Source organism: Streptomyces sp. NPDC007991, assembly GCF_042958445.1.
Classification (GTDB): domain Bacteria; phylum Actinomycetota; class Actinomycetes; order Streptomycetales; family Streptomycetaceae; genus Streptomyces.
In genome coordinates, this window is the sequence record NZ_JBIBJD010000002.1 from 619555 (window position 1) to 635081 (window position 15527).

General features: G+C 71.9%; 13 protein-coding genes. 4 read left to right on the forward strand and 9 right to left on the reverse strand.

Annotation, left to right across the window (positions count from 1 at the left end):
• Entirely contained in the window at positions 1-462 is a 462-nt protein-coding gene (locus ACFZDA_RS06895) for an HD domain-containing protein (protein ID WP_391075978.1), read from the reverse strand.
• Between the two features lie 30 nt (positions 463-492).
• On the reverse strand, positions 493-1671 hold the full coding sequence (locus ACFZDA_RS06900; protein ID WP_391075981.1) for a SpoIIE family protein phosphatase: 1179 nt from the start codon (positions 1669-1671) through the stop codon (positions 493-495).
• Between the two features lie 171 nt (positions 1672-1842).
• On the opposite strand from ACFZDA_RS06900, the gene ACFZDA_RS06905 reads away from it, so the two are divergent.
• On the forward strand, positions 1843-3102 hold the full coding sequence (locus ACFZDA_RS06905) for a GNAT family N-acetyltransferase (protein ID WP_391075984.1): 1260 nt from the start codon (positions 1843-1845) through the stop codon (positions 3100-3102).
• Positions 3103-3127: 25 nt separating this feature from the next.
• Here the strand turns inward: ACFZDA_RS06905 and ACFZDA_RS06910 are convergent, their stop codons facing one another.
• Both ACFZDA_RS06910 and ACFZDA_RS06915 read right to left on the reverse strand, forming a co-directional pair.
• Positions 3128-3943 (reverse strand): DNA-formamidopyrimidine glycosylase family protein, encoded by an 816-nt coding sequence (locus ACFZDA_RS06910; RefSeq protein ID WP_391075987.1) that lies wholly within the window; start codon positions 3941-3943, stop codon positions 3128-3130.
• Positions 3944-4609: 666 nt separating this feature from the next.
• Positions 4610-5095 (reverse strand): ribose-5-phosphate isomerase, encoded by a 486-nt coding sequence (locus ACFZDA_RS06915; RefSeq protein WP_391075990.1) that lies wholly within the window; start codon positions 5093-5095, stop codon positions 4610-4612.
• Between the two features lie 216 nt (positions 5096-5311).
• On the opposite strand from ACFZDA_RS06915, the gene ACFZDA_RS06920 reads away from it, so the two are divergent.
• On the forward strand, positions 5312-6772 hold the full coding sequence (locus ACFZDA_RS06920; protein ID WP_391075993.1) for an amino acid permease: 1461 nt from the start codon (positions 5312-5314) through the stop codon (positions 6770-6772).
• Positions 6773-7140: 368 nt separating this feature from the next.
• On the forward strand, positions 7141-7884 hold the full coding sequence (locus ACFZDA_RS06925) for a hypothetical protein (RefSeq protein ID WP_391075996.1): 744 nt from the start codon (positions 7141-7143) through the stop codon (positions 7882-7884).
• Positions 7885-7981: 97 nt separating this feature from the next.
• Here ACFZDA_RS06925 and ACFZDA_RS06930 read toward each other — a convergent pair whose 3' ends face one another.
• Entirely contained in the window at positions 7982-8563 is a 582-nt protein-coding gene (locus ACFZDA_RS06930) for a biotin transporter BioY (RefSeq protein ID WP_391075999.1), read from the reverse strand.
• A gap of 539 nt (positions 8564-9102) precedes the next feature.
• Between ACFZDA_RS06930 and ACFZDA_RS06935 the strand changes: the two genes are divergently transcribed.
• Positions 9103-10485, forward strand: coding sequence for an amino acid permease (locus ACFZDA_RS06935; RefSeq protein WP_391076001.1), 1383 nt, complete (start codon positions 9103-9105; stop codon positions 10483-10485).
• Here ACFZDA_RS06935 and ACFZDA_RS06940 read toward each other — a convergent pair whose 3' ends face one another.
• From ACFZDA_RS06940 to ACFZDA_RS06955, 4 genes are all read right to left on the reverse strand, one after another.
• Positions 10486-12678, reverse strand: coding sequence for a tetratricopeptide repeat protein (locus ACFZDA_RS06940; RefSeq protein ID WP_391076004.1), 2193 nt, complete (start codon positions 12676-12678; stop codon positions 10486-10488).
• Positions 12675-13094 (reverse strand): hypothetical protein, encoded by a 420-nt coding sequence (locus ACFZDA_RS06945; RefSeq protein WP_391076007.1) that lies wholly within the window; start codon positions 13092-13094, stop codon positions 12675-12677. Before ACFZDA_RS06945 ends, ACFZDA_RS06940 begins: the two co-directional genes overlap by 4 nt.
• A 160-nt stretch (positions 13095-13254) precedes the next feature.
• Complete coding sequence (locus tag ACFZDA_RS06950) at positions 13255-13869, reverse strand: histidine phosphatase family protein (protein WP_391076010.1); 615 nt, start codon at positions 13867-13869, stop codon at positions 13255-13257.
• Positions 13866-15401 (reverse strand): FGGY family carbohydrate kinase, encoded by a 1536-nt coding sequence (locus tag ACFZDA_RS06955; RefSeq protein ID WP_391076013.1) that lies wholly within the window; start codon positions 15399-15401, stop codon positions 13866-13868. The genes ACFZDA_RS06950 and ACFZDA_RS06955 overlap by 4 nt, the downstream gene beginning before the upstream one ends.
• Positions 15402-15527: the final 126 nt, after the last annotated feature.

Consider the following 15527-nt stretch of genomic DNA (forward strand, 5'->3'; position numbering starts at 1 on the left):
TCATCCGACAAGACCGAGAAGTGCGCGCATCCGCGTGTACTTCTCGGTCAGTCGTTTCCGGGTGGCCTCGTCGAGGACCGCGAGGCGGGCGGGGTCCGCGTTGTGCGCCAGGTCCGACTCCTTCACCAGCAGCGCGCCGGGCGTGGCGAGGATGCGGGCGGCGTACGCCTCGGGCGGCTCCCCGGCCCGCTTGGTGAGCGCGAGGACGATGTCCTTGGTACGGCTGCTCAGCGCGGCCTCGCGCAGCCACCCGGGCGAGAGCGCGTGGTCCTCGACGGCGTCGTGCAGCCAGGCCGCCGCGATCTGCTCCTCGTCACCGCCCCGCGCCCGTACGCCCTCCGCGACGGCCTGGAGGTGCTCGGCGTAGGGCCGTCCGGCCTTGTCGGTCTGACCGGCGTGCGCGGCGCGGGCGGTGGCCTCGACCTGGGCCAGGGTCAGCGGGGTGCGGGGTGTCTCGGTCACGGCACCAGTGTGCATCTGGAGCAGCGCACGTCAGCGGGCCGCGGCGGCCGTCGGGCCCTCCCGGCAGATCAGCAGCAGCGCCCGGTCGTCGTTGACGTCCTTGGCCACCGCCTCGATGAGGTGCCAGGCCGCGCCGTGGAAACCGCCCGCCACGTACCTGTCGGCCTCGCCGGTGAGGCGGTCGATGCCCTCGACGATGTCGCGGTCGGAGGTCTCCACCAGGCCGTCCGTGAACAGCATCAGCACGTCGCCCGGGCGGAGCGTGCCCTTCACCGGGTCGAACTGGGCGCCGTCGTACACGCCGAGGAGCGGGCCCTCGGCCGTCTTCTCCTCCCAGCGGCCGCTGCCGGCGCTGAGCTGGAGGCCCGGCGGGTGGCCGGCGGAGTAGAGCTCGTAGTCGCCGGAGTCCAGGTCGAGGACCAGATGGATGGAGGTCGCGAACCCCTCGTCCCAGTCCTGGCGGAGCAGATAGCCGTTCGCGGCCGGGAGGAACGCGTGCGGCGGCAGGGAGCCCAGGAGGCCGCCGAACGCGCCGGACAGGAGCAGCGCGCGGGAGCCCGCGTCCATGCCCTTGCCGGAGACGTCGGTGAGGACGACCTCCAGTGTGCGGCCGCCGTTGGTGCGCGCCGCCACCACGAAGTCGCCCGAGAAGGACTGGCCGCCCGCCGGGCGCAGCGCCATCTCCCGGTGCCAGCCGTCCGGCAGCGGGGGCAGCTTGCTCTGCACCCGGATGCGTTCGCGCAGGTCGAACAGCATGGTGCCGCCGCGCCGCCAGGGCACGCCGACCCGGCTGCGGAACTGGGCCAGCAGCAGCCCGAAGAAACCGCAGGCCGCGACCACGAGCACCACACCTGGGCTGACCCTGGACGGGCCTTCCGTGTAGGGACCGAGCCGCACCGACTCCACGATCAGTGCCGTGGCCGCCGCCGCGTACAGGCCGAGCAGGCTCGCCGGACGTAGCACCAGGCCGCCCACGACGACCGGCAGGACCAGCGCGGCGGGCGAGAACCACACCGAGTTCGCCAGCGTCGCCGCCGCGATCACCGGAACCATCAGGAGCAGGCCGGCCAGGGCGATCCAGTCCGAGCCGTCGCCGCGGAAGTAGTCCACGGCGGCTCGGCGCACGCCGACGAGGACCCGGTGCCACTGCTTCTTCAACCGGGCCGTGAACGTCTCGGCTTCCGCGCGCCGCTCTCGTCCTGCTGCCATTAGTTCGGGACCCTATCCATCGGACCGGCCACTTGGCACGGGAGGTCCTACTTGTCCCCCGTCCGAGCGCCGACTTCACAGTGAACTTCAGTGAACTTCACAGGGCGGTGCCTGTCTGCGGCCGGGGGAAATTCCCTCGCTCGCCCCGCATTGCCCTGGTAGGCATGGGACATGGTGACTGACACGACCGGCTCCGCGGCGAGCCTGCGGGTGCTTCGGCGGGACGACTGGGACAAGTGGTACGACACCCTCGTCCGCGCCTTCGGCGGAGTGCCCGAGCCCGCCGAGGAGCGGGAGTTGTGGGACTCGCTGACCGAGTGCGACCGCTCGCTCGGTGTGTGGGACGGGGACGCCTGTGTGGGGACGGCGGGGGCGTTCTCCTTCCGGGTCACCGTGCCCGGCGGGGCCTCGGTGCCGGCCGCGGGCGTCACGATGGTGAGCGTGGCGGCCACGCACCGCCGGCGCGGTGTCCTGACGTCGATGATGCGGCGTCAGCTGGAAGACGTCCGTTCCTGGGGTGAGCCGCTGGCCGTGCTCACGGCCTCCGAGCCGGCGATCTACGGCCGGTTCGGATACGGCGCGGCCAGCTTCCAGTTGAACGCGGAGATCGACACGAGCCGGGTCCGGCTGGCCTCGCTGCCGGCGGGCACGGACGACGTACGCCTGCGCTACGCCGATCCCGCCGAGGTCGTCGACGTGTGCGAGGCCGTGTACGCGCGGCTGGTGCCGTCGCGTCCGGGGATGCTGGCGCGGCAGCCCGGCTGGGAGCGGGTCGGGATACTCGATCCGGAGAGCGGGCGGAACGGGGCGTCGCCGCTGCAGTGCGTCCTCGCCGAGCGGGACGGGGAGGCGGTCGGGTACGCGCGGTACCGCGTCAAGCCGGGCTGGGAGTACACCGGCGCCAACGGCACGGTGACGCTGGAGAACTCGGCCGCGCTGGATCCCGCGGCGGACGCGGCGCTGCTGCGGTTCCTGTTCGGTATCGACCTGACGTCGACGCTGGTGATGCGGGGGCGGCCGGTCGACGACGCGTGGAAGTACATGGTGTCCGACATACGGCGGTGTCAGCCGCGGTTGCGGGATTCGCTGTACGTACGGCTGGTGGAGGTCGGGGCCGCGCTGGAGGCGCGGACGTATCAGACGCCGGTGGACGTGGTGTTCGAGGTGGAGGACGCGTTCTGTCCCTGGAACGCCGGGCGTTGGCGGCTCAGCGGGGATGCGAAGGGGGCGTCCTGTGAGCGTACGGCGGATGCGGCGGATGTCGCGCTGTCCGTACGGGAGTTGGGGGCGGCGTATCTCGGTGGGGTGAGCCTCGGGGCGCTGGGGGCGGCGGGGCGTGTGCGGGAGGTGCGGCCGGGGGCGCTGGCGGAGGCGTCACTGGGGTTCGGGAGCGGCGGGATGGCGGCGCCGTGGTTGCCGCACGGGTTCTGAGGGCGGGGTTCAAGGACCTCGTTTTTCACGGGCGTTGGCAGGTCGGGCACCAGAAGAGGTTGCGGGCGGCGAGATCGGCGGTGCGGATCTCGCCGCCGCAGATGTGGCAGGGCTGGGCGGCCCTGCGGTACACGTACACCTCGCCGCCGTGGTCGTCCAGCCGGGGTGGGCGGCCCATCGCCTCCGGGGTGTGTTCCGGGCGGACCGTGTCGATGCGGTTGGTGCGGACGCCCTCGTGCATGAGCTCGACCAGGTCGGTCCAGAGCGCGTGCCACTCGGGTGGGGTGATGTCCTTGCCGGGGCGGTACGGGTCGACGCGGTGCCGGAAGAGGACCTCCGCGCGGTAGACGTTTCCGACGCCGGCGATGACCTTCTGGTCCATGAGGAGGGCGGCGATGGTCGTACGGCTGCGGGAGATACGGCGGTACGCGGTGTCCGGGTCGGCGTCGTCGCGGAGGGGGTCAGGGCCGAGGCGGTCGTGTATCGCCTGCTTCTCCGGGGGTGTAATGAGGGCGCAGGTGGTGGGGCCGCGGAGGTCGACGCAGGTGGTGTCGTCGGCGAGGCGGAGGCGGATCGTGTCGGTGGGTGGGGGCGCGGGGGTGGGGGTGCGGGTGAAGGTGACCTTGCCGAAGAGGCCGAGGTGGATGTGGATCCAGTCGGTGTCGCGGAAGCCGAGGAAGAGGTGTTTGCCGTGGGCTTCGGTGTGGGTGAGTTCCCTGCCGGTGAGGAGGGTGGCGGCGGCGGTGAACTTGCCCTGGGGGCTGGTGATGCGGGGGGTTGTGCGGAGGAAGGCGGTGGCGTAGTCGTGGGCCAGGCGGTGGATGGTGTGGCCTTCTGGCATGGGTACGAGTGCCTCCTGTGATTGTCGCCTTGCCTTCTCACCCGGTTTCCCGACGCAGTTCCTCAAGGGGCTGAGGTCGAAGTTCCTCAAGGGGCTGGAGTCGAAAAGCCTCGGGGCTCCGCCCCGGACCCCGGGGGGAACTTTCCCACCCACCCACCCGACGCAGTTCCTCAAGAGGCTGGAGTCGAAAGGACCCGGGGCTCCGCCCCGGACCCCGGCGGGGACTGCGTCCCCTGCACCCCACAAGGGGGCTGCGCCCCTCGCCCCCACACAGGCCCGGATGCACGTCGGGCCCGTTTGCGCGGAACGGCCGTGGTGGGGCCGCGCCCCCGGAACAGCCGTGGTGTGGCCGGACCCTCGGAACGGCTGTGGTGGGCCGGGACCTGACGGCAGTGGTCGGCCCGGGCGCCGTACCCCCGAGAGCTCAGACGCTCGGCGCCCTACCCCCACGTCGGTTGGGACGCTCGGCGCCGCACCTCCACGTCGGCTCGGACGCTCGGCGCCCTACCCTCACTCCCGCTCACGCACGGCCCCCTACCCCCACGTCCGTTCAGACGCCGGGCCCCGCCCCCGGCTCCGGTGCTGGAGTCCCCGGAGGCCTGTTTCCGGGGGGTCGGAGTTCGGGGTGGGCGCCTGGTCGCAGGGCTTGGGCAGGGGCTGGGGGGATTACTGCTGGGGGTGGTGGGGTGGGATGGGCGGGAGGTCGCCCGTTGACTCGTATGCGTTGAGCATGTCGATTCGGCGGATGTGACGTTCGTCACCGGAGAACGGCGTGTTGAGGAACGTCTCGATGAACGCCGTCGCCTCGTCCTGCGCGTGCATGCGCGCGCCCACCGCGACGACGTTGGCGTTGTTGTGCTGGCGGCCCAGGGCCGCCGTCTCCTCGCTCCAGGCGAGGGCCGCGCGGACGCCCTTGACCTTGTTCGCGGCGATCTGCTCGCCGTTGCCGGAGCCGCCGATGACGATGCCGAGGGCGTCGGGGTCCGCGGCCGTCCGCTCCGCGGCGCGGAGGCAGAAGGGCGGGTAGTCGTCCTGGGCGTCGTAGATGTGCGGCCCGCAGTCGACGGGGTCGTGACCCGCCTTCTTCAGCCACTCGACGAGGTGGTTCTTGAGTTCGTAGCCCGCATGGTCCGAGCCGAGGTACACGCGCATGGGTCGAGTGTGACACGGGTGTTTCGGGGCAGGCGCGCGGGGTGTCGCTCACGAAAACCTGACGTGAGTGTGAGCCGGATTACAGAAGCTCAGGAAAACCTCAAGTAACAATCTGGATTCAAAGGTTCTCCTATTTGTTCGCCTCCGATTCACTGGACCGGCTCGTACACCGCTCGTACGAGCGAACAGCTCCCCGGCGCAAAGGAAATCCGTTCCATGACTTCGCAGCCGACTCTGAAGACGACAGGAAGCGAACCCGGAGGGCCCGCAGAGCCCGGTGACGGCTCCGGGCTCCAGGCCGGGCTCAAGAGCCGGCATCTGTCCATGATCGCCATCGGTGGCGTCATCGGGGCGGGCCTGTTCGTCGGGTCCAGCTCCGGTATCGCCACCGCCGGGCCCGGCATCCTGCTGTCGTACGCCCTCGTCGGCACGCTCGTCGTGCTGGTCATGCGGATGCTCGGTGAGATGTCGGCGGCCAACCCGACGTCGGGTTCCTTCTCCGCGCACGCCGACCGCGCACTCGGGTCCTGGGCCGGTTTCTCCATCGGCTGGCTGTACTGGTTCTTCTGGGTGGTCGTGCTGGCCGTCGAGGCGACCGCCGGTGCGGTGATCCTCGAGGGGTGGATACCGGCCGTGCCGCAGTGGGCCTGGGCCCTGATCGTGATGCTGGTGCTCACCGCCACCAACCTCGTCTCCGTCGGGTCGTACGGAGAGTTCGAGTTCTGGTTCGCCGGGATCAAGGTGGTCGCGATCGCCGCGTTCATCGTCATCGGCGGGCTGGCCGTGTTCGGGATCCTGCCGGGTGTGGACAGTGAGCAGGCCGGGCTGAGCAACCTCACCGAGCACGGCGGCTTCCTGCCGCACGGTGCCGGGGCGATCCTCACCGGTGTGCTGCTCGTCGTCTTCTCCTTCATGGGCAGCGAGATCGCCACCCTGGCCGCCGGCGAGTCCGAGAACCCGCAGCAGGCCGTCACCAAGGCCACCAACAGCATCATCTGGCGTGTCGCCGTGTTCTACCTCGGCTCGATCTTCGTCGTGGTGTCCCTGCTGCCGTGGGACAGCAAGTCCATCGCCGACGACGGCTCCTACGTCGCCGCGCTCAACTCCCTCGGTATTCCGCACGCCGGTCAGATCATGAACTTCATCGTGCTGACCTCGGTACTGTCCTGTCTCAACTCCGGCCTCTACACCGCCTCCCGCATGGCCTTCTCGCTCGGCCAGCGCGGTGACGCGCCGAAGGGCTTCGCCCGGACGACCGCCAACGGCGTGCCGCGCACGGCGATCCTCGCGTCCGTCGCGTTCGGATTCGTCGCCGTGTTCTTCAACTACAAGTTCCCGGACTCCGTCTTCCTCTTCCTCGTCAACTCCAGTGGCGCCGTCGCCCTGTTCGTGTGGCTGGTGATCTGCTTCTCCCAGCTGCGGATGCGGAAGATCATCCAGGCCGAGGCGCCCGAGAAGCTCGTCGTGAAGATGTGGCTGTACCCGTACCTGACCTGGGCGACGGCCGCCCTGATCGTGTTCATCCTCGGGTACATGCTCACCGACACCGAGCACGACGGGCGCGAGACCATGCTGCTGTCGCTGCTCGTCGCGGCGCTCGTCCTCGTCGTCGCCTTCGTGAAGGAGAAGGTCCTCGGGGGACGGCGGGCCGCCGCCGACGAGGTCTCCGTCGACTGACCGACCCCCGGCCCTTCGCCGGTGCCCCCCGTTCGTCGTGAACGGGGGGCTTTTCCGTTGCCGATCGCAGCACCGTGAAGCCGGCACGCCCGGCGGCAGGCTCCGCGGCCTGGATGTGCCTTCGACGGTGGGTGAGGGCACGCCGCCGGTGGTGGGTGGTGTACGACGTTGCCGATACATTCGACCAGCCGATAACGCCCCGTCACCAATGCCCCTGGAACACCGCCCACGTTCGCATTACCCGACACAACGGTCACACTTCGTGCCGTACCAGGATAGTGCCGGGAAATATTGTGGTAGCTCTTTCAGTACTGCGAATTCTGGTGCAGGCCAGGGCAGTTCAGGGGGACGCAAAGGGGGGGGCGAACATGAGTTCTCGTCGGACGGCGGCGGTCGCGGGATCGCTGGTGGCAGCATCCTTCTCGGCCGTGGTGATCCTTTCCGGAACGGCCGGAGCGGAAGACGAAGGGCCCGGGAGCAGCAAGGGAGGAAAGGTCGTTGACGAGGCACCGGCGGGGGTGAAGCTGACCACGCGGCTGCCCGAGAAGATATCGGTCGACAACGGATCGGGAAGGACAGCGCTTACCGCCACGGTGAAGAACGACGGGAACAAGTACAGCGGGAAGGTCCTCCTTTTGGTCGTCGGTTTCGACGGGCTCACCGTCAAGAGCGTCCAGGGGTGTTCCCGGATTGCGGAGATGAATCTTCCGGAGGGTTCGAACAGCGGTTTCCGCTGCCCCGTCGGCAATCTCGCGGCCGGTGAGTCGACGTCGTACGCCGTCGACGCGACGTACGACCTGGGCAAAGCCGGGAAGATCTGTCTGTCCGTGCAGACGGGCGACGGGAAGAAGACGCTCTGGCAGCAGGGCCCGGTGCCGTTCGGCACGACGAATCCGTCGCCGGACGCACCGGCGACGCCGCTGCTGCTCGGCACCGACAACAAGCCGGTCTCCCCCGGCAAGCCGGACTCACCTGGCGGCAAGGAGTTGCCGAAGACCGGTCCGGCGCGTGCTCTGCTGCCGCTGGGCGCGGCCGGTGCGTCGCTGCTCGCGGCGGGCGCGGCCGGGATGTGGTGGTCCCAGCGGCGGCGGCCGGTGCGGCAGGAGGTCTGAGCAGGCCGGCTGACGCGCACACAGCAGGAGAGGCTCGCCGAGGTTTTCCCTCCCCGGCGAGCCTCTCCGTTGCGTACGACGGCTACGTGCTACGGCCTCAGCGCTTGTCGGCGAACTTCCACGCCGTCGGCAGCGCCCCCATCGCCAGCGCCGCCTTCAGCGCGTCGCCGATCAGGAACGGCGTGAGGCCGGCCGCGATCGCGGCGGTGGCGGACATGCCGGTGGCGAGGGCCAGGTAGGGCACACCGACGGCGTAGATGATCGCCTCGCCCACCAGCATCGTGCCCGCCGTGCGCAGCACCGAGCGGTCGGCGCCGCGGCGGGCCAGGGCGCCCACCACCGTGGCGGCGAGGATCATGCCGAGGATGTAGCCGAACGAGGGGGCGACGCCGGAGGTGCCGCTCGCGAACCACGGCACACCGGCGAGGCCCGCCACGGCGTACAGCGCCAGCGCGAGGAAACCGCGCCCGGCACCGAGGGAGGTGCCGACGAGCAGCGCGGCGAAGGTCTGGCCGGTCACCGGCACCGGGGAACCGGGCACGGGCACCGAGAGCTGCGCGGCGAGGCCGGTGAGCGCGGCGCCGCCGAGCACGAGGGCCGCGTCCCGTACCCGGGAGGCGGGGAGCAGGTCGGCGAGGACCTGTCCGGTGCGGGCGGGTGTGGCGGCAGCGGTGCTCATGGGGACTCCGCGGGAGTGAGGGCCGGTCAGGACACTGTGACGCTATCCCAGCGCCCTCATCCCGATCACCGTCAGCGCTCGACAAAGGCATGGACCGGCAGTTGGTCGGCTTCGAACAAAGGGGGGCGCCGCGTCCCTCGTCTCACCCGTCGGTCACTGTCCGGGCAGCTCCGGGCCGTTTCGCCGGCGTCGCGGACATGGTTGCGCAGGTCCGGTACTTCTCGTCGCGTCGCTATGTCTCGGACCGGCCTCCAGGAAGATTCGCAGGCCGCCTACCGCCGTGCCCGACGAGGACGTCGACGAGGTGCAGGCCGCCCAGCGCGCCCAGTTGGTTCATCGGCGGTTTCGCGCAGCGGATCACGGGCCTGTCGCCGGACGAGTCCCGCAAGCACTACGTGTACACGTCGGTCGCCGGGCAGTCACGAAGAGCGACGCGGCAGTCCGGATGGTGGGACGCCTCTCCGTTTCCCGGGGAGGCGTCCGAGACTGGCGGCGTTTTTGCCCTCGCACGCCTCTCACGCATTGGACGAGCCGCGCCCATGCCCAGCAGCACCACCACGGAGACACCCAGCAGGGACGATGTCTTGCTCTCCCACGGCCTGAAGCAGCGCCACCTGTCGATGATCGCGCTCGGCGGCGTGATCGGCGCCGGCCTGTTCGTCGGTTCCGGCGCGGGCATCGCCGCCGCCGGTCCGTCGATCGTGGTCGCCTACGCCCTCTCCGGCCTCCTCGTGATGCTGGTGATGCGGATGCTCGGCGAGATGTCGGCCGCGTATCCGTCGTCGGGTTCGTTCTCGGCGCACGCGGAGAGGGCGATCGGCCCCTGGGCCGGTTTCACCGCCGGATGGTCCTTCTGGGTGCTGCTGTGCACGGCCGTCGGCCTGGAGGGCATCGGTGCCGCGGAGATCGTGAGCGGCTGGCTGCCGGGCACGCCGGAGTGGGCGTGGGTGGCGCTGTTCATGGTCGTGTTCTGCGGTACGAACCTCGCGGCCGTGAAGAACTTCGGCGAGTTCGAGTTCTGGTTCGCGGCCCTGAAGGTCGGCGCGATCACCCTGTTCCTGGTGCTCGGCGTCCTGGCGATCCTCGGCATCCTGCCGGGCACGGACTCCCCTGGCGCCTCGCACCTCACCGACTTCCTCCCCAACGGCGGCGAGGGCCTGGTCATCGGCCTGCTCGCCTCGGTCTTCGCCTACGGGGGGCTGGAGACGGTCACCATCGCGGCGGCCGAGTCGGAGAACCCCGTCAAGGGCGTGGCGGGCGCGGTCCGTACGGCGATGTGGCGGATCGCGCTGTTCTACGTCGGCTCGATGGCGGTCATCGTCACGCTCGTCCCCTGGGACTCCAAGGAGGTCGTCGAGAAGGGCCCGTACGTGGCCGCCCTCGACGAGCTGGGCATCCCGGGCGCCGGCCAGCTGATGAACGTGGTCGTGCTGGTGGCCCTGCTGTCCGCCATGAACGCCAACATCTACGGTGCCTCGCGCATCGCCTACTCGCTGGTGGGGCGCGGCCAGGGCCCGAAGGTGCTGGGCCGGGTCTCGGGCGGGGTGCCGCGGATCGCCGTCCTCGCCTCCTCCGTCTTCGGATTCCTGTGCGTGCTGCTGAGCTACTGGCGGCCCAACGACGTCTTCTCCTGGCTGCTGAACATGATCGGCGCGGTGATCCTGGTCGTCTGGATCTTCATCGCCGTCTCGCAACTGCGGCTGCGGCGGCGCCTGGAGCGGGAGGCGCCTGTGAAGCTGGTCGTGCGGATGTGGGCGTTCCCATGGCTGACGTGGGTCGCGCTGGCCGGCATGGCCACGGTCTTCGTCCTGATGGCCCGCCAGCCCGACACGCGGGTGCAGCTGTACTCGACGGGCGGGATGGTCCTGGTCCTGGCGGCGGTCGGGTACGGGTGGCAGAAGGCGCGTGCCACCAAGGGCTGATCAGCCCCGGGCCTCCTCCTGCCAGCCGGCGACCCAGGCCCGGTCAGCGGCGGCGAACGGGTGCTCGTGGCCCAGCACCCGCGCCCGGCGTTCGGACAACTCCTTCATGATCCCGATGGCTTCGTCGATCCTGCCCAGACCGTGGGCGATCCGGGCGGTGAGGGAGGTGGCCGACAAGGTGAGGGGGTGGTCCGGGCCCTGGAGCCGGTACCGGTCGGCCAGCACCCGGCGCGCCAGGGGTTCGGCCTCTTCATGGCGGCCGAACTCGAACAGGCCGCCGGCGTAGTCGTGCCGGGCCAGCACCGTCGTGGGGTGGTCCGGTCCGAGGGCACGCTCACAGGCCGCGACGAGTGCGGGCCCCTCCTTTGTGAACTCCCTTTCCTTGCCGAGCTGGGGCAGGATCTCGATCAGGCCGCACCAGATGAACAGCGCCTCCGCGCTCTCCTCGCCCAGCATCCGGCGGTAGCCGTCGAGCGCCCGCCTCCCCCAGCTCTCGGCCTCCTCGTCCCGGTCGAGCAGGTCGAGCGACTGGGACAACGCGGCACAGCTGTGGAGCGTGTCCACGTCATCGGCGCCGAACAGAGCCTCCCGGCGTTCCAGCACCTCGCGGTGCGAGGCCTCGGCCTCGGCGAACCGCCCCATCCGGAACAACGCCGTTCCCCGCAGGTGCCGGGCCCCCAGGACCAGCCTGTGCCCAGGACCCAGGGTGCCCTGGACGGCTTGGACGACCGAGGGTGCGAGCGCCAGCGCCGCCGCGTAGTCCCCCGACTCGTAGACCTGCCCCAGGACCCGCACCGCGAGGGTCGCGGTTCGTTCGTCCCCGGCCACCGCGAGCAGTCGCGTGGCGTGCGGTGCCAGCAGCGCGAGCCGGCTGCGCGTCTCGGGAGAGCCGGAACCCTCGTCGGGCAGCGCGGCCTCCAGGAGCGCGGCCGCCGAGTCCGCGACGATCGCCCGCCGGTCCTGCGGCACTCCCTCGGCCACGCTGTCGAGCAGCACCCCGTGGGCCCGCACGCAGCGCGTCCCGTCCACCTCGACCAGTTCGGCCAGCGAGTGGTCGATCAGCCCCCTCAGGGCCGGCTCCAACTGTTCGGCCCGCAGGGCGGGTTCCAGTCCGGCGAGCGTCACCTCTCCCCGGGCCACCGGCGCCAGCACGCTCAACGGCACGGGATCCGCGGCCAGGAACGACAGCAACCGGAGCAGTGTCGTCGCCTCGGGCAGCCCCTGCTCCGCCAGCGTGTCCAGCGACAGCTGCCAGGTCCGGCCGACCAGCCGACGGGACTGGCCGCCACCGCGGCCGGACGCGCCCCGGTCGACGATCGTGGTCGACTCCTCGCCGAGCTTGCGGGCGTACTCGTCCATGGACCACGACTCCAGAAGTTGGTGGGCGAGATGGGACCCGGCGAGCGTGAGAGCGAGCGGCAGGCGGCCCAGGCGCTCGGCGACCTTCCGCGCTGACTCCAGGTCACCCGCGTCGGGCGCCAGGTCGCACAGCACCCGGGCCGCCTCCTCCAGCGGCAGGACACCCAGCGCGTGCCGGTGCACGCCCGGTGCCCGCCACAGCGGCGACGTGGCGTGCCGGGTCGTGACCAGCACCGTGCCGCGATCGCTGGAGCGGAGCCACGCACCGCCCTCCAGGACCGTCGGGTCGTCGGCGTTGTCGAGGACGAGAAGCCAGGGGTCGGCGGAGCGGTCGAGGTAGTGCCAGACGAGGTCGGCGGCGGCGCGCTGCCCCGCTGCCGCGGCGGCGAGCTCGCCGGGCGCCGCGCCGCGGTCCCCCGCCACCGCCAGCATCCCGGCGCGCAGGGACATCAGCTCGGAGGCGTTGACCCAGAAGCCGACGCGGCCGTGCTCGCGTACCGCCTCGTTGAACAGCCAGTGCGCCAGCGCGGTCTTGCCGCAGCCGCCCATGCCGTGCACGACGTGCACCTCGCCGCCCGGGCCGGCGACGGCCGCGCCGAGTGCCGCGCGGAGTTCCTCCCGGTTGCGCAGGATGCCCGGCGCCCGGCCGACCAGCGGCATCCGCACGGAGTCGGGAGCGGCCGGCCCGGCTCCCGCAGCGGGCACGATCTGGCGGGCGAAGAGCGGTCCGCCGGCGCCCGTGTCGTAGTGATGGTGGTGTTCCTCGATGTACTGGTCGCCGGAGGTCTGGAAGATCCGCCCCTGGCCCGAGGCGCGGGCGCCGAGTTCGCTCATCGCTCGGTGATGTGCTGGTCGCGTCCGGCCTGGTAGACCCGGCCACTGCCGGAGACCTCGGCGCGCAGCCGGACGTCCATCGCCCCCGGTGCCTGGGCGGGCTCGGGACTCAACTCGGCGAGGATCCGGCGGAGTTCGTCGGCGACCTCGGGCCGGGCGACCAGGAGCCGGCGCAGCCTCGCCTGCCATTCGGCGGCGAGCTCGGCCTCCGTCTCGGTGTCTCCCGACTCGCGGGCGAGGAGCAGGTCCTCGCGGGTGGCCTCGAGCTCACCGCCCACGGTGTCGGCCCGGTCGGGCTGGAAGCGCCGCCACAGGGCGAGAACTCCCTCGCGGGTGGACTCCCAGGCCTGGCCGGCCATCAGCGTCACCATCGTCGTTCCCGCCGTTCTGGCGAGCTCGGCCATCTCCGGACCCACGGCATCCCCCTGTCGCGTACACACCGATGGTAGATCGCGTTCTCAGCCCTGCCGAACGCATTCACGCAACGCTTTCGACCCTCCCACCTCCGCCACCTTGATGCTGAGGGAAGCCCTCGCGAGGACGTGACTCGCGGGGGTTTTCCGTGCGTGCACCGTGCTACGGCTCGCAGGGCACGTTGAGGGAGAGGAGTGCGGCCGAACCGTCGGGGTGCATGCGCAGTTCGCTGATCGCCGCGTTCCGCAGGCGCGGGAACACGCGGCGGTACTCCCCGGGCGGGATCGACAGCAGGGTGCACAGGACCAGGCGCAGCAGGGTGTTGTGGGCGACGACGAGGACGCGTCCGCCGGGGTGGGCGCCGGTGATGCGGCGCAGGGCGGCGGCGCCGCGGACCGCCGCCGCCGTCGGGTCCTCGGCGCCGGGGAAGGGATGGGCGACGGGGTCGGCGCGGAAGGCCGCGGCCCGGTCGGGGTCCTCGGCCTCGAACTCGGCGAGCGTACGGCCCTCCACGACTCCGAAGTCGCATTCGACGAGGCCGGGTTCGCGCCGCGGGAGGAGGCCCAGGGCACGGCAGGCGGGCTCGGCGGTGGCGACGGCCCGGGAGAGCGGGGACGTCCAGACCGCGTCGACGGGGTGGGCGGCGGCCCAGCGGCCGAGGGCCTCGGACTGGGCGCGGCCGGTGTCGGTGAGGCCGATGTCGCTGACGCCGGCGTACCGGTTCTCGGCGTGCCAGACGGTCTGTCCGTGACGGGCCAGCAGCAGCGTGGTGGTCATGACTCCCCCATGTCCGGGTGCAGACGGGTCAGGGCGTGTTCGGCCACGGGGGCGGGCAGCCAGCCGCGTTCCCGCAGGGCGTGGACGAGGCGGGCGTACGGCTCGGCGAAGGCCGCCGTGCGCCCGGGCCGGGGTTCCAGGACGGTCCGGACGTGGACCATGCGCTCGGCGACGTCCGCGAGGGCACCCGCCCCCGACGCCCCGTACGCGGCCAGCGCGGCCATGCCCAGGGCCGGTTCGGTCTGCTCGGGGACGCGGGCCGGGCGCGCCAGGATGTCGGCGCGGAGCTGGTTCCAGTACGGGCTGCGCGCGCCGCCGCCGGTGAAGGTGAGCGGGCCGTCGAGCGGGGCGCCGAGGTGGTGCAGATAGTCCAGGCACAGGCGTTCCGCGAAGCCCACGCCCTGGAGCAGCGCGGCCCACCGGCCGGCGTCGCCCTCGGGTTCACCGAGGATCAGGGCGGTGGCGTCCGGCGCCCGGAACGGGAACCGCTCCCCCGGCGAGACCAGCGGGTAGGCGACCGCGCGGGACGGCTCGAACGCCGCCGCCCGCTCGTCCATCGTGGCGGGGTCGGCGTGCGGGAAGTGCGCCGTGAGCGCCCCGGCGCCGACGCTCGACGCCCCGCCGGGCAGCCAGGTGCCGTCGGGGGCGCGGTGGTTGTAGACCACGCCGGTGGGGTCCCGGACCGGGTCCCGGGCCGCCCCCTTCAGCACGAGGGTCGTGCCGAGCACCGAGTTCCAGGAGCCGGGGCGCAGCGCGCCCGAGGCGATCTGGGCCGCGCAGCCGTCCGTCATCCCGGCGAGCACCGGGGTGCCGGCGGGGATGCCGGTGGCGTCGGCGGCGTCCGGGCGGACCTCGCCGAGGCGGGTGCCCGGGCGTACGACGTCGGGCAACAGGTCCCCGGGGACGCCGAGTCGCGCCAGTGCGGCCTCCGGCCAGGCCTCCGCGTGCAGGTCGTAGCCGGTCTTGAGGGCGTGGCTGGAGTCCGCCGGGGGCGGTTCGCCGGTGAGGCGGGTGATGACCAGGTCGGGCTGGTGGGCGAGGCGGAGCCGCGGGGTGGTGCGGTGCCGGGGGGCGGGCGCCCGTCCGCCGGGCCCGGCCGCCCGGACGGCGCTCGTCCCGCCGCCGTACTCCCCCAGCAGCCACAGCGCCTTCGGCAGCGCCCAGGTGTCCTGGACCGCGAGACCCGCCTCCCGGGCTCGCGCGGCCTCGGCTGCCGCACGGCCGTCGTCGTACATCAGCGCGGGGCTCACCGGCCGGCCCGAACCGTCCGTGAGCAGGACCGTGCCGGACGTGCCGCACACCGCGAGGCCGCCGACCGGCACGCCGGGCGCGGAGCCGAGTGCCGCGCGGGACGCCGTGCACAGCGCCGACCACCACTGCTCCGGGTCCTGCTCGTGCCGCGCTCCGTCCCGCCGGCCGGTCAGCGGGGCCGAGCCGCTGCCGAGGACCCTGCCGCCGGCGGTGACGAGCAGCACGCGGACGCTCTGCGTGCCCAGGTCGACGCCCAGCCAGCCCGCATCCTCGTCCGCCATCCGGAACCTCCCACGATGTCGCAGCCGGATCTGTGAACTTCTCACTGTGCCCCGATATTTTCCCGTGCGCGAGGGATTGACGCCCAACTTCAGCCGTTCCACCCTCTGTTAACGAGTCGACTCGAC